At 43.9% G+C, this 21,061-nt stretch carries 17 protein-coding genes; 2 read left to right on the forward strand and 15 right to left on the reverse strand.

The window, feature by feature from the left end; translation table 11 throughout:
• Window positions 1-117: 117 nt before the first annotated feature.
• The 12 genes from LIQ05_RS05325 to LIQ05_RS05380 form a co-directional block, all read right to left on the reverse strand.
• Window positions 118-393: an HU family DNA-binding protein gene (locus LIQ05_RS05325; protein WP_226819223.1), complete on the reverse strand. Its 276-nt coding sequence runs from the start codon at window positions 391-393 to the stop codon at window positions 118-120.
• 71 nt (window positions 394-464) lie between these two features.
• Window positions 465-1,448, reverse strand: coding sequence for a CotS family spore coat protein (locus LIQ05_RS05330; RefSeq protein ID WP_226819225.1), 984 nt, complete (start codon window positions 1,446-1,448; stop codon window positions 465-467).
• Window positions 1,449-1,580: 132 nt separating this feature from the next.
• The gene (locus LIQ05_RS05335; RefSeq protein WP_226819227.1) at window positions 1,581-2,909 is read right to left on the reverse strand and encodes a CCA tRNA nucleotidyltransferase; all 1,329 of its coding nucleotides are present in this window, start codon (window positions 2,907-2,909) and stop codon (window positions 1,581-1,583) included.
• Window positions 2,910-3,049: 140 nt separating this feature from the next.
• Entirely contained in the window at window positions 3,050-4,489 is a 1,440-nt protein-coding gene (proS, locus tag LIQ05_RS05340; protein WP_226819229.1) for a proline--tRNA ligase, read from the reverse strand.
• A gap of 759 nt (window positions 4,490-5,248) precedes the next feature.
• Window positions 5,249-7,402, reverse strand: coding sequence for an LTA synthase family protein (locus LIQ05_RS19825; protein WP_226819231.1), 2,154 nt, complete (start codon window positions 7,400-7,402; stop codon window positions 5,249-5,251).
• Between the two features lie 13 nt (window positions 7,403-7,415).
• A complete protein-coding gene (locus LIQ05_RS05350; protein ID WP_330633950.1) occupies window positions 7,416-7,946 on the reverse strand; it encodes a dCMP deaminase family protein in 531 nt (176 codons plus the stop codon).
• A 16-nt stretch (window positions 7,947-7,962) separates the two neighbouring features.
• Entirely contained in the window at window positions 7,963-8,397 is a 435-nt protein-coding gene (gene rpiB / locus LIQ05_RS05355; protein WP_226819233.1) for a ribose 5-phosphate isomerase B, read from the reverse strand.
• Window positions 8,394-9,458 carry an L-threonylcarbamoyladenylate synthase gene (locus LIQ05_RS05360; RefSeq protein ID WP_226819234.1) on the reverse strand — a complete coding sequence of 355 codons (1,065 nt, stop codon included), beginning with the start codon at window positions 9,456-9,458 and terminating at the stop codon, window positions 8,394-8,396. The genes rpiB and LIQ05_RS05360 overlap by 4 nt, the downstream gene beginning before the upstream one ends.
• Window positions 9,459-9,546: 88 nt before the next feature.
• A complete protein-coding gene (locus LIQ05_RS05365) occupies window positions 9,547-11,820 on the reverse strand; it encodes a DUF2298 domain-containing protein (protein WP_226819235.1) in 2,274 nt (757 codons plus the stop codon).
• The gene (locus LIQ05_RS05370; protein WP_226819236.1) at window positions 11,804-13,786 is read right to left on the reverse strand and encodes a hypothetical protein; all 1,983 of its coding nucleotides are present in this window, start codon (window positions 13,784-13,786) and stop codon (window positions 11,804-11,806) included. Before LIQ05_RS05370 ends, LIQ05_RS05365 begins: the two co-directional genes overlap by 17 nt.
• Window positions 13,787-13,917: 131 nt before the next feature.
• Window positions 13,918-14,601 carry an N-acetylmuramoyl-L-alanine amidase gene (locus LIQ05_RS05375; protein ID WP_226819237.1) on the reverse strand — a complete coding sequence of 228 codons (684 nt, stop codon included), beginning with the start codon at window positions 14,599-14,601 and terminating at the stop codon, window positions 13,918-13,920.
• 166 nt (window positions 14,602-14,767) lie between these two features.
• The gene (locus LIQ05_RS05380; RefSeq protein ID WP_226819238.1) at window positions 14,768-16,432 is read right to left on the reverse strand and encodes a glycosyl hydrolase family 18 protein; all 1,665 of its coding nucleotides are present in this window, start codon (window positions 16,430-16,432) and stop codon (window positions 14,768-14,770) included.
• Window positions 16,433-17,417: 985 nt separating this feature from the next.
• On the opposite strand from LIQ05_RS05380, the gene LIQ05_RS05385 reads away from it, so the two are divergent.
• Window positions 17,418-18,203, forward strand: coding sequence for an adaptor protein MecA (locus tag LIQ05_RS05385; protein ID WP_226819239.1), 786 nt, complete (start codon window positions 17,418-17,420; stop codon window positions 18,201-18,203).
• A gap of 176 nt (window positions 18,204-18,379) precedes the next feature.
• Here LIQ05_RS05385 and LIQ05_RS05390 read toward each other — a convergent pair whose 3' ends face one another.
• Window positions 18,380-18,583, reverse strand: a complete 204-nt coding sequence (locus LIQ05_RS05390; RefSeq protein WP_226819240.1) for a DUF1858 domain-containing protein — start codon at window positions 18,581-18,583, stop codon at window positions 18,380-18,382.
• A 233-nt stretch (window positions 18,584-18,816) separates the two neighbouring features.
• Between LIQ05_RS05390 and LIQ05_RS05395 the strand changes: the two genes are divergently transcribed.
• On the forward strand, window positions 18,817-18,987 hold the full coding sequence (locus LIQ05_RS05395; protein WP_226819241.1) for a DUF362 domain-containing protein: 171 nt from the start codon (window positions 18,817-18,819) through the stop codon (window positions 18,985-18,987).
• A 67-nt stretch (window positions 18,988-19,054) separates the two neighbouring features.
• On the opposite strand, the gene LIQ05_RS05400 is transcribed toward LIQ05_RS05395, so the two are convergent.
• Both LIQ05_RS05400 and dnaB read right to left on the reverse strand, forming a co-directional pair.
• Window positions 19,055-19,600 (reverse strand): helix-turn-helix domain-containing protein, encoded by a 546-nt coding sequence (locus LIQ05_RS05400; RefSeq protein WP_226819242.1) that lies wholly within the window; start codon window positions 19,598-19,600, stop codon window positions 19,055-19,057.
• Between the two features lie 123 nt (window positions 19,601-19,723).
• Entirely contained in the window at window positions 19,724-21,052 is a 1,329-nt protein-coding gene (gene dnaB, locus LIQ05_RS05405) for a replicative DNA helicase (protein ID WP_226819243.1), read from the reverse strand.
• Window positions 21,053-21,061: the final 9 nt, after the last annotated feature.

Genomic DNA, 21,061 nt, shown 5'->3' on the forward strand with positions numbered 1-21,061 from the left:
AGCACTCTCCTAAAATGAAATATTACCTGATGGTTATATCTTTGTTACGGCTTTAGCTCGTTGCCCGTGAAAAAAAAGGAGGAACTAAGAAGTTCCTCCCTGCAAAAGCCTGCGCTATTATGCATTTACCATATCTTTTAAAGCTTTACCAGCTTTAAATTTCGGAGCCTTGGAAGCTTCGATCTTCATGGTCTCACCAGTCTGAGGATTTCTTCCCTCTCTGGCAGCTCTCTCGCTGACTTCGAATGTACCAAAGCCAACTAACTGAACTTTCTCACCTTTTTTCAGTTCTTCTGCTACAACGTCGATGAATGATTTTAAAACAGCTTCAACGTCCTTCTTGGACAGATTGGTTTCTTTCGCCATAGCTGCTACTAATTCAGTCTTATTCATGGTGTTTCCTCCTCTAAAGATTCTTCTATCTATATATATACCTTTTGCCTTGTATTGTCAAGGTTTTTGCGTCAGAAAGGGTATTTTCCAAAGCATTTTTCGGGGAAATCTCCCCATATTTCCAGCTGTCCGATCACCTTTTCCAGTTTTTCTGTATTCTTACCGGAAATCCATGCTTTTCTGTGGGAAATGTAGTAATTTGCCAGTTTCCAGTACTTTTCCGGGTAGGTAAAACGGATTTTTAAATTTTCCCATTCTTCTGGTGAAATGGGGCGTACTTTGTGATACTGTTCCATCATTTTTAATGCCAGAGAAACATCCCAGTTATATTTTTCCAGGATTTTTCTCATAAAACAGTACAGGTCACTGATCTGAACATCAAATCCAAAATGTCCAAAATTCGTTACGGCTGTCTGATTTCTGCCAAGAAGCACATTGTGCTGATTGTACTCCCCGTGACACAAAGCCCCTTCTTTTCTTGCTTTGTATAAAAGCTTTTCATAATCTGACCTGGTAAGCATTTCCAGTGCTTTTTCCCCTTTTTCCAGAAAACGCTGCACACTTCCAAGAAAAGCTTTTTCAAAGGTGACACTGGCACCTTTCTGCCGGATAAATTTGCGGATCTTCCGGATTTCCCGGTTGTGTCTTACATACTCCTCTGTAAGAGGCCGTACCACATAGGGTACCTCCACAGGCATGTTCATGGACTTATGTATTTTTGCCAGAGTCTGGACACTTCTTACAATATCCTCTCTGGACTTCGTGTCGCACTCACGCCCCTCATACCACGTCTGGACGGTATAAGGAATGTTGTCCTTATCACGGGTAATCAGAGATCCTTCCTGATTTTCCAGAAATGTGTCCACCAGGCTGCCTTCCTGGGATATTTTTTTTAACAATTCCTGCTGAAACAGCAGTTTTTTTTCAGAACCGTGAAATTCCCGCAGGATCAGAAGTCCCTGATCGGTACGGCATACCAATGCTCCCCTTGTCCGGGATGAGGATTTCGCTTCCATCCCATACTGGGTCAGGGTGCTAAGACCATAATCATACAATAAAAATCCCCCCGTCACGCATAGATAAAAACGGCTTTCAGATACCTTCTATCTTATGAGTGGGAGGGATATGTTATTCTATATAAGATTTCCAAAAGAGACATGACTTATATGCAGCACGAATACGGACACTTATTTTTCAGCAAAGGCCATGGAAAGAAGCTTCTTTTTCTCATTTAACCCAGGATCCTCAAGAACTGCATCCAGAAGTTTATGAAGTACCGTTCCCATTTCTTTTCCCGGCTTCATACCAGCTGCGATCAGGTCACTTCCTGTAACAGCAAGCTCTTTCATGGAAACGCACTCTCCTTTTTCCAGAATTTCTTCCCAGATCTTTCGGACGCCTTCCTGACGGGCAACTTTCTCTTCCTGACGGTAATCACTTTTCGCCTTGTTGTCCGCATACTGGACTTCCATCCACATGGGGAACAGATCCTCTCCGATGAGATTCACAGTCTTACGCACTTCTGCTGGAACCGGAGTGGGACGCAGGTCATGCCAGCGGATCAGACGGCTGACCTTTCCAATGGTATCATTGTCGAATTTCAGGCGGCGAAGGATTTCCTTAGACATTTTTTCCCCAACAGGGGCATGTGTCTTGAAATGGTCTCTGCCATTTTCATCTGTTTTTCGCACAACAGGCTTTGCAATATCGTGAAGAAGCATGGTAAGACGCAGCACCTTATCTTCGCGCACATATAAAAGGCTGTGAAGAATGTGCTCTCCCACATTGTAGCAATGATGCGGGGTGTTCTGAGAAGTCTCCATACAGCGGTCAAATTCTGGCAGAAATTCCTTTGTCACTCCCGCTTCGTAGGCGATCCGCAGATAATCGGGATGAGGGGATACCAGCAGTTTTACAAGCTCTACCTGGATCCGCTCTGCACTTACATGCTTCAGATTAGGCGCCAGGACGGAAAGGGCTTTTCTGGTCTCTTCTTCCAGGGAAAAACCAAGCTGGGCGGAAAAACGGACCGCACGCATAATGCGAAGGGCATCCTCTGTGAAACGCTCCAGGGGATCGCCTACACAGCGGATCACTTTGTTTTCCAGATCCCTTTGGCCGTCAAAAAGATCCACAAGACCTTTTCCCGGATTGTAGGCCATGGCGTTGATGGTAAAATCACGGCGTTTCAGGTCTTCCTCCAGGCTGGCGGTAAAGGTCACCTCTTTGGGATGACGTCCATCCTCATACTCTCCATCCACCCGGTAAGTGGTAACCTCGAATCCATCTTTGTCCAGCAAAACCGTTACAGTTCCATGGGCGATACCGGTATCTACCGTTCTCCGAAACAGGGCTTTCACCTGCTCTGGCTTAGCTGAAGTGGTGATGTCCCAGTCATTCGGCGTTCTTCCAAGAAGCGCATCCCGGACACATCCCCCAACTGCGTAGGCTTCATAGCCCGCTTTTTCCAGAGTATTTATGATTATTTCAACTTTTTGCGGAATTTCAAATACCATTGTGATCACCTGCCTCATTTCCAGAAAATAAAGCGGGGCAAAATAATTTTGCCCCTTTTCATTACAATTCGCTAACATTGTTTACTACACATTGCAAAACGTGTTGCTGGCTGCGAAGTAAACCGTAACCCTTTTGCTCTTTAATATGCACGTCCCCAGTATACCATTTTCTTAGCAGGTTTTCCGCAGCATACACATACGTCACTTAAATGCTCCTGCTCGAACGGCATACATCTGGATGTTGCCTGAACGTCTTCTTTGATCTTATCCTCGCACTCACGGTTACCGCACCACATAGCCTTTACAAAACCAGGTTTTGTGTTGATGGTCTCCTTGAATTCTTCATAATTTGTTGCCACATAAGTATGAGCATCTCTGTGAGCTCTTGCGCGCTCCAGCATTTCTTTCTGCATAGTGTCCAGAACTTCCTGAACCTTAGCTGCAAGCTCTTCGAATTTCACAACGTATTTCTCTCTGGTATCTCTTCGGCAGATTACAGCCTGTCCGTTCTCGATATCCTTCGGACCACACTCGATTCTTACCGGAATACCGCGCATTTCCTGCTCTGCGAATTTGAATCCCGGGCTCTTGTCTGTAACGTCTGCTTTTACGCGGATGCCAGCTGCCTTCAGGATCTGTGTCAGTTCATCTGCTTTCTCCAGAACCCCTTCTTTTCTCTGCTGGATCGGGATCACAACAGCCTGAACCGGAGCAATTCTTGGCGGAAGAACAAGTCCGCTGTTATCTCCGTGAACCATGATCAGGGCACCGATCATACGGGTTGTCATTCCCCAGGATGTCTGGTGTACATACTGGAGCTGATTATTTTTATCTGTGTACTGAATGCCAAATGCTCTTGCAAATCCGTCACCAAAGTTATGGCTTGTTCCAGACTGAAGCGCTTTTCCATCATGCATCAGGGACTCGATGGTGTAAGTAGCTTCAGCACCTGCAAATTTCTCTTTTTCTGTCTTCTGGCCTTTGATAACCGGGATTGCAAGAACTTCCTCACAGAAGTCAGCATACAGGTTCAGCATCTGGATAGTACGCTCTTTTGCTTCCTCAGCAGTTGCATGAGCAGTGTGGCCTTCCTGCCATAAGAACTCACGGGAACGAAGGAATGGACGGGTTGTTTTCTCCCAACGTACTACTGAACACCACTGGTTGTATACTTTCGGAAGATCTCTGTGGGACTGGATCTCTTTCTGATAGAAATCGCAGAACAGGGTTTCAGAAGTCGGACGTACACAAAGACGCTCCTGAAGCTGGTCAAGTCCACCGTGTGTTACCCATGCAACCTCCGGTGCAAATCCCTCTACGTGATCTTTTTCTTTGTCCAGAAGGGATTCCGGAATGAACATTGGCATGTATACGTTCTCTACGCCTGTTTCTTTGAATCTGCGGTCAAGCTCTTTCTGGATATTCTCCCAGATTGCATACCCTGCGGGTTTGATTGCCATACATCCTTTTACACTTGTGTAGCCGCACAGTTCCGCTTTTTTTACAACGTCAGTATACCACTGTGCAAAATCCACATCCATAGAAGTGATGGCTTCTACCATTTTCTTTTCTTTTGCCATGATTTTTCTCCTTTTTCCAATTTTTGCAAATATTTCCCATACAGGAAAATAACTTCCGCATTCGCAGCCAAACCAGAGCGTGTTCAAAAAAGGCTCTGGTGCCCTGCTCACGCATGCATTCTGCCCATTCAGCTTCCTGATTCGAGGCCGTTGTCTGGGACTTTTTCATTTTCATACCAGGGAAATCTGGTTTCTTCTATGTATAATCTGAAAATCACATAAAAAAAGACCTTCCATCCCTGAAAAAGGGACCGAAAGGCTTCGGCGGTACCACCCTGATTAGCACCGGATCAAGGGAAATCTATCCTCAAATTTCTATTCCACTGCTCACTCAATTATCCCGATAACGTAGGACATACGCCGTACTTCAATCATACGGAGCTCCAAGGCCGGTTCCATGACTCGCGCACAAAATCCTCACACCATTGCCTTCCAGCCTGGATTTCTCTCTGAGATTGCTCCTCATGTACTATTCTCTTCATTGCCGTTTCCATATAAATTTGATTTACTGAATTTATCTGTCTGACTCGTTTATTTTATGCGAAAATTTTTCTTATGTCAAGTATGGATATTCAAAAAAGGGGAAGAAAAAACGCCAGAAGAAATTCTTTTAAAGGAAAATTTCTTCTGGCGTTCTTAGTTTGTTGGCGGAGGGAACATTCACCGATTACGAATGCGGTCGGCAGCTGTGGAAGTGCCACAGGCGCGGAACAGCTGACTTTCAGAAACGGTGATGTCGCCGGTAGGCGACATGTCCGTTTAGTGCAGTGTGAACAAACTCTCCAGCACATTTTTCTTCTCAAACTGGTTATTGTATTCCAGGATATTGTAGTCCGTCATCAGCTCACTGTAATCTGCTGGCAGATCATCCGTTGCATACCAGTTTCCATCTTTATCGCAAACAGCTCCAATTCCGATGATCGGAAGCTGTTCCTTCAGATTCATAAGGTACTGATTGTATTCCGGCATATCAAGTCCAGCCAGCTGAAGCATATAGCTGCCAAGATAATTGGCACTGAAATCCTCTTCTACTGTCTCAGACGGATAGTTGGTCCAAATCACATATGGTGTCGTATAAGACTGCTGACCAGCAACCAGATCAAGTCCCTGTCTGTCACCACCTAACAGTTTGGCCATAAATTCTTCTTCAATCTTTGGCCAGTGATCGCCAAACATAACGATCATAGTAGGTTCATCTACTTTTTCAAAGTACTCCAAAAGTTCTTTGAAGGCAGAATCAGACTCTCTGGCTAATGATAAATATGTTTCAGCCAGCGGGAATTCCTTACCGTAATTAAGCTTCACAGTAGGTTCAAAGCCGGCTCTGTCGCCCACTGTATATCCACCATGATTCTGCATTGTCACACAGAACGTAAACAGCTTTTCATCCTGTTTCTTTTCTTCATAGAGACTGATGATCTTTTCAAAAGTAGCCTTGTCACTGACGTAATTTCTAAGCAGCTCTCTATGCTCATCTCCCCAGTTTTCAAGACTGATAAATTCATCAAATCCCATTTCCGGGTATACTGCAGCACGATTCCAGTTATGAGCCTTATTGGGGTGCATTGCAATTGTATAGTAGCCCTGGTCTTTCAAAATATCAGCCATACCGTATTCCGGATCACGCACATACAACTGATATGGCACACTTCCTGACGGTAAGAAACTCATACTGTTTCCAGTAAGCGCCTCATATTCTGATCTGGCAGTACCAGCTCCAAAAGTAGGTACATGAAGCTGTCCATGTTTTACATTCTTATTAAGACTTCTTATGTATGGAAGAATCTCCACATCCGTCTTTATTTTTCCCACATTTTCAAAGTCCGCAAGACTCTCGTTCATAATCATAATGATATTAGTAGGCGTCACCGTTGAAGAAGTATCTGCTGATGTATCCGCTTCTTTACCTGAATCACTGGAATCATTTCCCATAACTTCAGCCACGATATTTTCCCCAGCTTCAAGTTTCTGAGCTAACTTTTCTACTTTCTCTTCTGAATATCCCGCAGGCTGGTCAATATAGAAATACTGAATTTCCTTGAACAGAGACAATGTATACCCCTGCAGTTTGTAAATACGGTTAATCCTCCATAACGGCACTGGTCCTAAAACCTGCATAAGAGGCTTCATCGAAACACAAAGTGTTAAAATAAGTGCTGCAAGTACACCAAAACGAACCCCTGTGTTCTTTTTGCTCTTCTTACCAAGCTCCAACTTCTGGAATTTCAGAACCAGCTGGCTGAACACCAACGAATAAATCAGGGGGATTCCCAGCATAAGCTTGATTTTGAAACTATATTCCCCAACTACTTCTGCAGCGGTTCCCATTCCCACAACATCCAGAAGTAAAAATGGTTCCCCACGAAACTCCATTACAAAATAGTTTACCATTGCCATGATCACCAGCAAGTAACACAGCGCAGCTGATGCAAGATTCACCTTACGGCAGATTAGAATCAGCAGAACAAAAAATGCTGCATAAACTGCCAGGTTAACAGCCAGATACGGCTGATTCATATTCAAAGACATGGTAAACAGTCCACGAATCGTTCCTACTGCTTTATTCTTGTAACCTGACAGCCATGTAATCATCTGTACAAACCAGAATACGATCACAGGAGTTGCCAGCAAAAGCAATACATCCACAATCCTCATAGCAGCTGTATTTTTTATTTTGCTGCTTATTCTCTCTCCCCAGAACAAAAGCACAAGAAACATGATATTGCCTACGAGAAGCAGTAATATCTTAAATGCGGTTTTTCTGGAAAGAGTATTTCCATCACTGATAAAAGTATAGATCATCAATCCATCAATCAGCACTAATAATGCAATATTCAAAACAAGTCCAAGCGTCTTCTTCCAATTGCCAGACTGTTTTATTAATCCTTCTTTATTTTCATTTGTATTTTCCACGACTAACCTCTTCTTACACTGTCAGCGAAATCTCGCGTCCGGTTCTTTTATATTGATAGTAACGCACGCCTGCTGAATCCAGCATTCTCTTGGATGCCAGAACAGACGGAGTACTTGCATATTTATCGCAATCATAGACCAGAGTCTTGATTCCAGCCTGGATGATCGCCTTGGCACATTCATTGCAGGGGAAAAGCGTTACATACATCTTCGCCCCTTCAAGGCTTCCTCCACGATAATTCAAAATAGCATTCAGCTCACTATGGGTTACATACAGATACTTGGTGTCCAGAGGCTCCCCTTCTCTTGCCCAGGGAAACTCATCATCAGAACAGCCCTTGGGAAAACCATTATATCCCATGGAAAGGATTTTATTGTCATCGCTGACAATACATGCCCCCACCTGGGAATTGGGATCCTTGGAACGCATTCCGGAAAGCATGGCAACTCCCATAAAATACTCATCCCAGGTCAGATATCCCTCTCTTTTATGATTCAGATTTACAGCTGCACTTACAGGCGCCATCTGCATATTTTTTTCCATAGGAAAGCACTCCTTTCTACTCGGTCTCGATCTGAGCGATTCTGCGGATATGTCTTTCCTCATTGGAAAATGGGGTATCCAGGAAGGTATCCACAATCTTAAGGGCAAGTCCAGGACCTACCACACGGCCGCCAAGTGCCAGGATATTGGCATCATTGTGAAGTCTTGTAGCCTCAGCAGTAAAACAGTCGGTGCACACTGCTGCACGAATGCCTTTGATCTTATTTGCGGTAATAGAGATACCGATACCGGTTCCACATACCAGAATTCCAAGGTCACATTCTCCATCCAGAATACCATGTGCTACCTTCTTGGCATAAATAGGATAATCGGTTGACTGGGTGCTGTGACAGCCATAATCCTTGTATTCAATATTTCTCTCTTCCAGATGTTTCATAATCTCCTGTTTCAGTTCAAATCCGCCATGGTCACAACCTAATGCTACTCTCATTTTTCTTCTCTCCCTACCTGAATGATTTTGTGTCCGGCTGCTTTTAAAAGCCGGTTCATAATCGCCTGTCCCATCTTAGGTGTATAAAAAGCTTCTGAATAAATCTTACTTACCTGGCACTGGTCAAATTCACGCAGTACCTCATAAAGATTATGGGCAATGGTCTCCTCAGCTTCCCTGCTTCCAATACATTTCACAGTTCCAAGAGGATATTTGGAAATGGTCTCTTCTGTGGCAATAATACCTGCCTGAAGACCATTCGCCTGGTCTTCCTTTACAAACTGGTTGATGGCATGAATCACCTCTTCCGTCGGACCTTCCACGATCGCAAGGTCGGCCTTCGGTGCATAATGCCGGTATTTCATTCCTGGAGCCTTAGGATGTACCTTACTGTCAGGCTTTATCAGGCCTTTGTCCATACGCACATCTCCAAGGACCTCCTGAAGCATTTTCAGAGAAATATATCCTGGTCTTAAAACCACAGGAACATCCTCTGTAAAATCAACAATGGTAGATTCCAGGCCAATTCCAACCGGGCCGCCATCAATGATCATATCAATGGCATCTCCTAAATCTTCCTCTACATGCTGTGCTGTAGTAGGGCTTGGTCTTCCAGAAGTGTTGGCACTTGGTGCTGCCACATAACCGCCTGCTGCCAGGATCAGCTGCGCCGCAATGGGATCACTTGGAAAACGGACCGCCACACTGTTAAGTCCGCCAGTTGTCTCTAATGGAACTAAATCTGATTTTTCAAAGATCATGGTAAGAGGACCTGGCCAGAATTTCTCAGCCAGGATCTTCGCTTTCTCAGGCACATTCTTTACAATAGGTGCAAGCGCCTTAATATCTGCAATGTGCACGATCAGCGGATTATCAGAAGGACGTCCCTTAGCAGCATAGATCTTTTTGGATGCCATAGGATCCAGCGCATTTCCGCCAAGACCATAGACAGTCTCTGTAGGAAATGCAACCAGGCCTCCTTTTTTTAATATTTCTCCGCCTCGGGCAAGGGCTTCCTGATCAATGGCCTCTGCCGTCATGGATACAATTTCTGCTTTCATTTTAATCCAGCTTTCTTTTTCCTTTCATTTTCAGTATATTTCTATTTTTTTCAGCATTCCTTACTATAACACCAGTTCTGAATTAATGTCAATCCACCTTTACAATATAAGTACCGGAATCTTCATCCATAAACACGGTTTCTCCAAGATTCTGAAGCAGGGTATTATTTAAAGAATCTTCATATTTCTCAATTTCCTTAGAACCCACAAAGATATAAGAAACGTCATATTCCTTTAAAAGTGCTCTTACCTGTTCTTCATCCCGGGAAGTATAGATTGCCGTAATATCTCCACTCTTCTGATTCAGATCATCTGTGTCATTTCTCCACAGCCATTCATGAACATACCAGCCAAGAATGGTCGGCAGGCCAGTGGATGCAGAAACACGCTCAAAGCCAGAATAACTGTCCCCATTTGCCTCAAGCACAACAGGAGAACCCTTTATATTTTCTTTCAACCACTGGATAGCATTTACATCCTCTGAAAAATCTGTGTCCAGATAGCCCAGTGCATAAAGTCCCTGATAGCCAGACGGATCCAGTACTTTTCCAAACCAGGAGGTGACACTCTTTCCAAAATATCCTACCGTCCAGATCAGGAAAAACAGACAGATTGCAGAAATAATCTTAGCAAGCTTCTGTCTGGATACCACCAATAGCCTGTAAATTCCGTATCCCATAGTCAATGCAAACAAAATATAGGCCTGATAGGTAAGCTTGAACATGGTATTTGCCCTGGCATTTCCATTTTCGTAAATATCGCGCACATAGACCAATTCTGGAATTGCTACAAGCCCAATTGCACAAAGCCCGGTAATAATGGCAAAAAGATCCGCTGTACGGATTGCCTTCATAAGACGATACAGGCTCTTGTGCTCCATCCCTCTTAATTTCTCACAGAGAATGGCAATTATGAAGGTGATCGTAAGAACTGCCGGAAGCCCCCACAATACCATCAGCTGATAAAAATAGGAATGATATTTTGCGATTCCAACGCCGTCCACCATAGTATCAAACTGCAGGGTAAAGGGCAGAATCACAAGATATGCCACCAGATAAATCTCTGCCATCTGTACAAAAGTCACAGCAATGATCTTCTTTATTTTTCCCTGAAATCTGAGAATGTTGGCAAATAATACCGTTCCAAGAGTTACCACATAGTAAATTACGAAATCCCAGAAGTTTGTCCACTGGAACATGCCAAGAAGCACACTTACAACCAGAAGATGAGGCATAAGAAGCTGCTCTTTCCAGAAGCTTCCCTCTTTCATAGAGGCATCCACTGGCACCGTCTTCTTACGCACGCCTCTTAACCACACATAAAGAAGTGCTATCACAAGAAGTACAAACATAATATTTACCACATGGGCATGGAGATCTCCTAATACAAAAGAGTAGCATGGAAATTCATGGATCGTCCGGTCTTCCTCACGGTATGGATTATAGCCGATATACCGGGTGGCATCGGGGAACCAGTAAGAGCTCACCTCCTGCCCGGTCAGCTTCTCGATCCATGGAATGATCTGTGCATAGATTACATAATGCATGTTTCCAGCAATGGAGACTGCCAGACCAGCTGTAAAACCAGCTGCATATGGAAGCCTTCTGATTGTTTTTTCACCTTTTTCCTGCCCTTTCATGCGGTCCGCCATCATCTGGTAAGCCAGGGAAAACGGCATGGCAAAAGCCAGTCCGGCAACAAAGGTACGCATAAGATTATAGGTCAGCTCTACCTTTGTATGGGAAAGCCTGGTAAGAAATACCGCAAAATACTGACCGCCATAATAATAATTAATATGGCCTTCTGAATACCACAGATCCCTTGCCGGAAGTGTGGTGCTTCTCATCATGGCCTCCATAAATCCATAATCCATAAATTTCTCAGTGCCATATGCAGCCGGATGGAAGCCAGCCAGATAGGTCCACATTAGAAAGGCAGCAAAAAACAGCAGTTCCTCCCAGTAGATCAAGGATATATGCTCTACTGGAAAGCACTCAATCTTCTCCCTGGACTGTTTTTTTAATAAGAAAAGACAGATGACCGCACATATTACACATACCGCTGTACATGTGAGCGCATTAAATGGCAGCAGCTTAATAGAAACCAGAAACCAGGTAAGAAATCCTGTAGCTGCTATTGCCAGAACCTTTGAAAAAATCCAGCCTTTGTCCTCAAAACGCCAGAACAGCCTGCCTGTAACCGGCATAGCTGAAAATCCCAGCACACCTGCCAGCAGCCACCAGGTCCAAAAGGTCCAGACATCCCCTTTTAGTAAAAAAGCAGACAATCCAAGCAGCATCACTGCTAACAGGATTTTTATGATCATTTGCGTGTTCAGCTTTTTCTTATTGTTCTGTTCCATAAATTCTGATTCTCCCATCATCTGATTCATAAACCAGAGGATAAGTATCCGCGATCACATCTTCACGGCATTCTTTTTCCTCAAATTTCATCCCATCCTCGTAAAGGATATAAGTGATATGTTCTTTCTCAACTGTTTCCTTCAACACCTGGGAACTAGCTGTAGTGTACATCACCACCGCCTGCTCTGCCCTGTAATACGTATCATATCCGGCAGACCATGCATAATAAGGCCAGCCAAGGTACAGCATTACACCAGACATTGTAACCTCATTCATGCTATATTCCGGCGTAAGGATAAGGTCATTTTTCCCAAGATTCCCTGAAAGCCATGCTGTAAGGCTGCTTTCCAGATTTACAGCAACTCTGTGTCCGGAATCGTTGTCCTTTAATACTACCACAAAATCATAAATTCCTGTAACCGTAAGGCTCATTGCCAGAAGGATTCCCATCAATTTTCCGGTTAAATATCTGGTTCTGAATAGTCTGCACACCGCATCCGCCCAGAAAATTGTAAGAAACGCATATGAGATCATAATATATTTATGATTTACATTTATATCCGGTGTAAGAGAAATGAGAAATGCGAATATTGCTGGAAACAGCATACTGACTGCCGCAGCTCTTTCCATTCGCTTCATAAAAAATACAAGTACCAGCACGCCCAGGAAAACCAGCCCACTGATCTCAAACAGATACCACGCCACTCCCGAAAGAGTCTTCTCTTCCGCCAGAAACCCAAGATAAATAGAAGGGGTAACAACGCTTCCACTTACGAACATCTTCGACTGGATTTCCGAGAACAAGATCGTTACCACCGCCACAATCAGGTAGTCCAGCTTGCCATCTGAAAACACTGCAAAGCCTGCAAGGATCAAAAGGCCGGCAATTACCGCTGCCCCATTCCAGAAGGAGCAGAGTCCCAGAAGCATTCCAACCAAGAGGGCTATTTCGGGTCTTTTGCATTTCCAGGCTTCACTGGTAAAGAAGCGTTTTCTCAACCACAAAAAGCCCTTCTCTTCCTGTGCACATCCCTCTTCCAGCCACTCCATAAAAATCCACAAGGAAAGAGCCACGATCAAAAGTCCGAACCCCAGATGTCTCTGATTCAGATAAACATTAAAATTCCAAAGTCCCCAGTCCTCATTGGGGGTATAGCCAATAAAGGTAGTATTCTGTGAAAGTGTCTCCCACAGATCACCTGTTAAAAAATGCTCAAAGGCAAATCTGAAAAATGCCGTTCCACTTCGAAATACCATAAAGACCACAGCCAGCACACCTGCTGCCATGCTTTTGCTAAACCACTTCGCCAGGGAATACAGCATTGCGAAAAAGCCCCAGAGGGACAGACTGCTTACAAGGTTATATCCAACATCAATTGGCATTCCCAGATATTCCAGGTTTCCAGTTAGAAACTGGAACATAAAATGATATTTCACATCAGCACCGCCAAAATGAGGATACTGGGTAGGGAAATTATTTCCCAATGAAAAAGACCGTATCATGGCTGTATGGGGCGCATAATCACCAAATACAGTAAATCCGGAATACAGGTATCCACCACTTATGTGAAATACATAAAACATGATCCACATAACCGCAGCAAACAGGATCAGGAAAAAGAAAATTTCCTTCCGTGGCGGAAAATTTCGGGAAATATTCTCTTTTATTTTCTTAAAAGAGCATTTTCTTCTATAATAAATCCCGGTCAGAAGAAGTCCCACTGCCGCCAGTACCAGAAGATTGGCTGCAAAAAGCGGTTTCTCCATTCCTCCACATGCGCTAAACAGCCATGCAGCTATGTATACCGCCCAGGTAAGAAACAATACCCCGCACCCGAAAGCAGCGGAAAATGTGATCCAACAGGGAGTAACTTCTTTTTCTTTTATTCTTTGTTCTGGTAAAAGCGGTCTTGTAATCTCCCTGCCCAAAAGCGTCGCCAAAATCAGATAAATATATCCTAACATGGTATTTCCTCACTTATTTTTTCCAGTCCAGTATAGCAGAATCCGTTCTTTCTGAAAAGTATATAGTTCTAATCAAATGAGAGGTTTTCTCATTAGCAATTACAATTCGCCGTCTTCCCCACAGCGGCTTTTCATTTCATCCCATTCATATATTGCACCACACCATCTGCTACAGCCTCCGCCACTTTCTGCTGATATTCTTCGTGAGATAACATGGTAGCCTCCTCCGGATTGGTAAGAAAGCCACACTCAACAATATTCAAAACTCCCGGACTCCGTCTCAACAGATAATATGTAGTGTTCCCCTTCGCTTCCCTTGGCCGTTCTACCTGAAGGTACTCATTTAATTTCTCCTGTAGGATCTTCGCCAGTTTTTCTCCTTGTGGGGAATCCCGGTAATAAAACACCTGAGGTCCTTTTACCCTGGAATCCTCATAGCTGTTCTGATGAATGCTCACTGTGAGGACCGGCTTCACCTCCTGTATCAGAAGGATCCTCTTCTGCATATCCTGGGCTTTTTTATTATTGGAGGCCTCCTCATAGAGACCTGTATCTGTGTCTCTTGTCATCACAACCTGGAAGTCTCTTTTCTCCAGAGACTCCTTTACCTTCAAGCCAATGGCAAGGTTAAAATCCTTCTCCTTTAAGCCGTCTATGCCGATCATTCCTGGATCACTTCCACCATGTCCACAATCTACCACAATTACCTTCTTCTGGTTCATCTCCACAGTCACAACCGCTGCTTCTCTGGAAAGATAATAGAAGCATACCAGTAAAAAACATCCCATCAGCAATTCCATTATATGTTTTTTCAATGAAAAAAACACCCCTGTCATATATAAACTGCCTGAACCTATTGGTTACTGTTCTCTCGAGGAACAGTAATCAACAATCGCCCTTCACACCATATATATGTTTCAAAGAGTGTTTTTATCATTCGTAATTTTCGGCTATTATTTGCTTCGTAAGCAATAGCATTCTTTATTCTGCTGTACTGCCAGACAGGTTGTCTGTGATCACTTGCCAGATACCGCTATTCTCAAATCCAAGCTTCCATGCAGCAACACCTGCCAGATTATACTTCTGCACCAGCTGTACCTTGGCTGCGATGGACTGGGAATCCTCGATCCAAATCTGATAGGTACAACCATCTTTCTCAAAGCTTCCATAATTCTGGCTTACATCGCTGTCCCAGTATACCTGGGCATTATTTGTAGTTACCACTTCCTGCGCAGTATCCATTCCGATGGCTTCACTGGAAAGACTGCCTGCCTCTGTCTTCCAGAGTCTTGTATAAAATGGAACTGCATTGATCACACGCTCTGCAGGAACTTCTGCGATGGTATCCTGGATTCCTTTCTCAACCCATGGAAGAGAAGCTACGGAACCAGCCTCCTCGGAACCTACGTAGTGTTCATCATATCCCATAACAATTACATAATCTACCACTTTTCCCTGCTCTGCCCGGTCATAATGACTGGTAAAATCTTCCGGAACCGGATTGTCTACGGAAAGGACCAGGTTGTTCTTATGGCACTCTATTGAAAGCTCACGGAGGAACTCCAGGAAATGAACGCCTACCTCTTCACTTAGCTGCTCGAAATCCACATTGATTCCATCAATTCCAGCTCCAACTGCTGCATTCACCAGCTGGGTGACCAGATTCTGTCTGGAACTTGTCTTAGACAATACTTCATAAGTGCTGATATCCTGAGTAAAGTTATCCACCAGTCCCCATACCTTCAAGCCCCGGTCATGAGCTGTAGCTACATAATCAGCAGTGGCATTGTTAATAATATTGCCGCTGTTGTCTGTCACATAGAACCAGGTAGGGGAAATCACATTTACTCCGGTCATGTTCTGGATGGAATCGGAAAGTCCTGCATTGGCATCTGTGGACATTACCTGATGCCATACCAGATTCACTGGCTCATCCAAGGTAAGGTACGTATAAGACTCTCCCACTGCTGCCCGGTCCATATTCAGTGTCTGGACATCGCTTACACTCTTCTTCTCCACATAACCGATGTAGCCATCCCAGGTTGCCACCTGATCCCAGTTCTCAAGTTCTTCCATAAGGATCAGATTGTCTCCTTTATTTACTCGTGAAAGGACTTCAGACTTAATTCCACCGCGGTAACGTACATAAGTATCCTTATTTGCTGTGACAACTGATACATCAGAAAAATCTTTCTGAATTGCCACACGGTTCGGCTGCTGGTACACATAAGTATCCAAATCTGTATATTTCTTTATAAAATCAAGGCTCAGATATGCAGTTCCGTCCTTCAGCCACACATCCCCGCCTGCTTCAGAAGAAGCTGGCGTATATACCAGTTCTGAAGGTGTGGCATAAAGAATCTGTTGACCTTCTTCATCCCAGTAATATCTCTGGTTCAGATAGCTGTCCACCACATCAACAGGCAGGTATGGCTGTTCTCCAGACATGACTGCCCGTTCTTCCAGAATCTGTGTTCCAATTATGAGCACAGCTTCGGAATCATCCGTCTGTCCATAATATTCCGTTAAATCCATCTGTTTTCTGGTAGGGATACGACGCATGATCAGGGTTGTTATGATTCCGATCAATGCCACTACTGCGATCAGAACGCCCACTATCACTACCGGATTAATTCTTCTTTTCATAAATTAATTTATCCTCTCGGTACAAATTTCATCGCTACAATTTCCTGCTGGCTTTTCACCGCAGATACCGTTTATTATAGCACACTTTATTTTGGGATTGTATTACATAATTCGACTTTTTACAAATTGTTTACATTCTTCTTTACTATTTTTGTCGCTGTTCACTTCATTTTATAACAGCCACAGCATATCGCTGCTGAATCGTTCTTCCTGTTGGTAAATGCCGGAAATGTCTTCTTATAAAGCATGAGTAGGGGGAAACTGCTGTTTCAGAAGCATTTCCGGCATTTTACATGGCTTACCTCTTACTGCTCGTCGAGCACAAAATCGAAATCTACACGGGCAATATGTCCCTGCCCATCTTCTGTGTAATCCCGCATATATCCTCCTCCATCTGCAATCTGACAGGCTTTTGCAATGGATCTGGCATCACTGGGCTTTCCTTCCAGATAAAGAGTGATTCCAAGCTCTTCGTACTGGGCAAGTTCACCTTCCAGCGATCTGCAGGATTCTTCCTTTCCTGGTCGTGATATACGCTTCGTGTCCTAACCTCCTTTCCCATTTTATGGATTCAGAAAACACCTGAATCATTTTACAGAAAAAAGAGACGGAGCTTGGATTCATTTCATCTTCAGGGAATATAAACAACGCCACAGCTGATACGCTGTATGATAAATAAGCGCTGTTTTTAGAAAAAACAGATGTTAATGTTAATACTTAATACGAACTTGTGAACAGTTGCGCTCTTAATCTTGTGAGTCACAGAACCGTTTCCTTTTTCTGTTCCTCATTATACGGATTCTTTTTCCATTATGCAAGAGCTTTTGACCAGTTTATTCTTTTTTCCCAATCTGTTTCGAAAAATTTTATAATTAAGGTGAAAATTACCTGTTTTTTTCCTATTGCACTTTTGAAACATATATTATACAATGAGAAATCAAGATAATATAATATGATGATTCCACAAAGAACAGGATGTGATTATATGAAAATAGAAAAAATCAGTGATAACCAGATTCGCTGTACCCTTACAAAAGAAGATCTCGACAGTCACCAGATTCGCATCAGCGAGCTTGCCTATGGCACAGATAAAGCGAAGAAGCTTTTCCGGGAAATGATGCAGCAGGCCCAGATTGAATTTGGCTTTGAAGCTGATAACATCCCGCTGATGATCGAGGCAATTCCGGTAAACGGGGAAAGTGTGATTCTGATCGTCACGAAAGTAGAAGATCCAGAAGAGCTTGACACCCGTTTTTCCAAGTTTTCACCATATAATAAGAAGCCCAAAACAGATACCCTCCATTTTGATGGAGCAGACAATATCATTGATATTTTCCAGAAGCTCTATGAGGAGGCAGTAAAATCATCTGGCCAGAAGGACGCTTCTGGGAAAAAGAGTTCTGACGAAGCACCTGCTGCTTCCGCCAGTTCCAGTGAGACTGCTTCTAAGAATTCTTCCGCCGATACGCGGAAGGTTTCTGTAAATCTGGTAAGGCTTTACACCTTCCAGGCCTTGGATGATGTCATTGCAGCAGCTCATGGGCTGGACGGCTTCTATAATGGTGTCAACACTCTTTATAAAGATGAAAATGCCCTTTACCAGTTGATTGTACATCAATCCTCCTGTACTGCGGAGGATTTTAACAAAGTCTGCAACATTCTCTCTGAGTATGGAAATGGGCGTGCTTTCACTTCTTCTGGAGAGGCCCATCTGAAAGAACACGGGGAACTGATTTCCCGCAAGGCATTGCAGCAGCTTGCGAAAATCTGACACAATAAACGGGATAAAGCACGCTTTGCGAGTTTTATCCCGTTACCACTGCACCCGCCAGTCTTTCGTGCAAGCACGAACCCTGGCTCGTCTACCGTAAATAAAAAGGACTGGCAAACTGCGCCAGTCCCTTTTATTTATCACTTCGTATATAACCCTTTACGGGTATTCATATACTAACGGCCTGCAAGATAATCGTTCAGCTGCTGAAGTAAAACGTCAGCATCAATTCCGTGTACCATAGCAGCCTCCTCCAGAGATTCCATCTGTGCGGATGGGCATCCTACACATCCCATACCGGATGCCATAAGAATACCAGCCATATTAGGATCTAACTGAAGAAGCTGACCGATCAGCATGTCTTTTGTCACCTGTGCCATGATCTGTTTCCTCCTTTTTGAATTAAAACATCCATGAAAAATCCAAACTATTTTTCTCTATAAACAGCAACGATTCTCCACGTTCCACCATTATAATACCAAATGCACATTTGCGCAACTACCACAATTCTAAAATTTTGTTTATAATTTTGTACTTGATATCCTATGCCATATATATTAAAATAGAATCATATCCCATTAGGGAATTAAAGAGATTAAAGGAGGATATAACAATGGCATATGTAATTTCTGACGAGTGCGTAAGCTGTGGAACATGCGAGAGCGAGTGCCCAGCAGGTGCTATTTCTCAGGGAGATGATCATTACGTAATCGATGCAGATTCCTGCATGGAGTGCGGAACTTGTGCTGATGCCTGTCCTACAGGCGCTATCAGCGAGGGTTGATTCTCTCGTACAAGATATTGATAGCATGAAGGGGGGAGCTTTCTACGGGAGCTCCCCTCTTTTTGTTTCATTTTCTCTTTTTATTCTTCTCTGAAACTGCGGCCGCTTCTCTTCTTGCCATCTGCTGCCTACGGATTGCTTCATCCAGCGTCCGCCATCTCTCTTCCCCTTCTTTTTTCGCATGAAGCTCCTGGGTGATGAGACGCTCCAGTATTTCCTGGAATTCCAGAATTTTTGGATCTGTTTTTTCTTTCAGAGCTTCCCCATTCTCCAGCTCTCCATCCTGAAGCGCTCCTCTGTTTTCTTTCTCCTCTTTTTCCAGACTTTCCAATTCAAGCAGCTGTATTTTGTCCTGCTCCCCTGGCGCAGTCACTTCCACTGCTTCTTTTTTCACAAGCTTGGGAAGCAGATCGTGTATGGCCCGCAGCTGCAGACCTCTGTTCTTCAGTTCTTTAATGTTCAAAAACAATTGAATATCATCCTGAGTGTAGCAGCGGTGCCCCAGCTCGTTTCTGCCAACAGGAATGGAAAGCTCGTCCTCCCAGTAACGGAGAACATAGGACTTTACCCCTGTCAGCTTCACCGTCTCAGCCACGGTATAGCATTTTTCCATACTACCCCTCCTTATGAAATTCACTAACTCCATTATAACAAAGGGGCATTTAAATGCAAGAAAAAAAGGTCGACATAACATGCCGGCCTTTTCCATGAAATGACTGAATTTCTCAGCATTTCCCTATTTTTTCATATTTACAAACTGTGTATACTGAGGCAGCCATACAAGTTCTACGGTACCAATAGGGCCGTTTCTCTGTTTGGCGATGATGATCTCAGCAATTCCCTTTTTCTCTGTATCCTTATGATAATAATCATCACGATAAATGAACATTACCATATCCGCATCCTGCTCAATAGCTCCTGACTCACGAAGGTCAGAAAGCATAGGTCTGTGATCCGGGCGCTGCTCAACCGCTCGGCTAAGCTGGGAAAGGGCGATCACCGGAACGCTGATCTCACGGGCAAGTGCCTTTAAGGAACGGGAAATATCTGAAATCTCCTGCTGTCTAGAATCCGAATGCCCGCTTCCACTCATCAGCTGAAGATAGTCAATCATAATAATTCCCAGATTGTGCTCCAGCTTATATTTCCTGCACTTGGAACGAAGCTCGGAAATAGAAATACCAGGTGTATCATCGATGATCAGGTTGGATCGGCCAATGATATCTGCGCCCTCAACCAGTTTGGTCCAGTCCTCATCCTTTAGATTACCGGTTCGCATATTCTGTGAGTCTACGTGGGATTCCATTGCAAGGAGACGGTTTACCAGCTGCTCCTTTGACATCTCCAGACTGAATATAGCGACAGTAACATCCTTGCGGAATGCCATATACTGGGCAATGTTCAGAACAAAAGCAGTTTTTCCCATGGAAGGACGTGCTGCGATCAGTACAAGATCTGAAGCATGCATTCCGGAAGTCTTGTAATCCAGATCCACAAACCCAGTAGGAATACCCGTTACAGTGCCCTTCATCTTGGAAGCCTTCTCAATATTATTAACCGCATTTAAAACAACCTGCTGAATGGGCACAAACTCATCACTGGAACGACGCTGAAGAACATTAAAAAGCTTCTTCTCCGCTTCCTCAAGAATCATCTGGGTGCCCTCTTTCTCCAGATAGCAGGCGTTCTCCACTTCCTCATTTACCTTGATCAGGCGTCTGAGGACCGCCTTCTCGCTGACAATATTGGCATAATATTTTACATTTGCAGAGGTAGGAACTGCAGAGATCAGATCCCTCACATATTCCATACTGCTGATATCTGGCGGAAGCTCTTTCTCCTTCAGACGGTTCTGAAGAGTGATCATATCCACTGGCTTTCCTTCATTGCACAATTCCACCATGGCATCAAAAATAATACCGTACTGGCTCTGATAGAAATCGTCGCTTGTAAGAATCTCTGACGCTACCAGAATCGCATCTCGGTCCAGGATCATGGAACCGATCACAGACTGCTCCGCTTCAATACTGTGAGGAAGTATCCTCTTGATCAATGCTTCTTCCATTTAGTGACA

It is taken from the genome of Blautia glucerasea, from assembly GCF_020537505.1.
Classification (GTDB): Bacteria; Bacillota; Clostridia; order Lachnospirales; family Lachnospiraceae; genus Blautia_A.

Coding starts and splice junctions, on each gene's coding strand:
- LIQ05_RS05325 (WP_226819223.1), bottom strand. CDS start 393: ATGAATAAGACTGAATTAGTAGCAGCTATGGCGAAAGAAACCAATCTG.
- LIQ05_RS05335 (WP_226819227.1), bottom strand. CDS start 2,909: ATGGTATTTGAAATTCCGCAAAAAGTTGAAATAATCATAAATACTCTG.
- LIQ05_RS05360 (WP_226819234.1), bottom strand. CDS start 9,458: ATGAAAGCAGAAATTGTATCCATGACGGCAGAGGCCATTGATCAGGAA.
- LIQ05_RS05350 (WP_330633950.1), bottom strand. CDS start 7,946: ATGGAAAAAAATATGCAGATGGCGCCTGTAAGTGCAGCTGTAAATCTG.
- LIQ05_RS05400 (WP_226819242.1), bottom strand. CDS start 19,600: ATGGAAAAATGCTATACCGTGGCTGAGACGGTGAAGCTGACAGGGGTA.
- dnaB (WP_226819243.1), bottom strand. CDS start 21,052: ATGGAAGAAGCATTGATCAAGAGGATACTTCCTCACAGTATTGAAGCG.
- LIQ05_RS05395 (WP_226819241.1), top strand. CDS start 18,817: ATGGCATATGTAATTTCTGACGAGTGCGTAAGCTGTGGAACATGCGAG.
- LIQ05_RS05365 (WP_226819235.1), bottom strand. CDS start 11,820: ATGGAACAGAACAATAAGAAAAAGCTGAACACGCAAATGATCATAAAA.
- LIQ05_RS05390 (WP_226819240.1), bottom strand. CDS start 18,583: ATGGCACAGGTGACAAAAGACATGCTGATCGGTCAGCTTCTTCAGTTA.
- LIQ05_RS05370 (WP_226819236.1), bottom strand. CDS start 13,786: ATGTTAGGATATATTTATCTGATTTTGGCGACGCTTTTGGGCAGGGAG.
- LIQ05_RS05385 (WP_226819239.1), top strand. CDS start 17,418: ATGAAAATAGAAAAAATCAGTGATAACCAGATTCGCTGTACCCTTACA.
- proS (WP_226819229.1), bottom strand. CDS start 4,489: ATGGCAAAAGAAAAGAAAATGGTAGAAGCCATCACTTCTATGGATGTG.
- rpiB (WP_226819233.1), bottom strand. CDS start 8,397: ATGAGAGTAGCATTAGGTTGTGACCATGGCGGATTTGAACTGAAACAG.
- LIQ05_RS05380 (WP_226819238.1), bottom strand. CDS start 16,432: ATGAAAAGAAGAATTAATCCGGTAGTGATAGTGGGCGTTCTGATCGCA.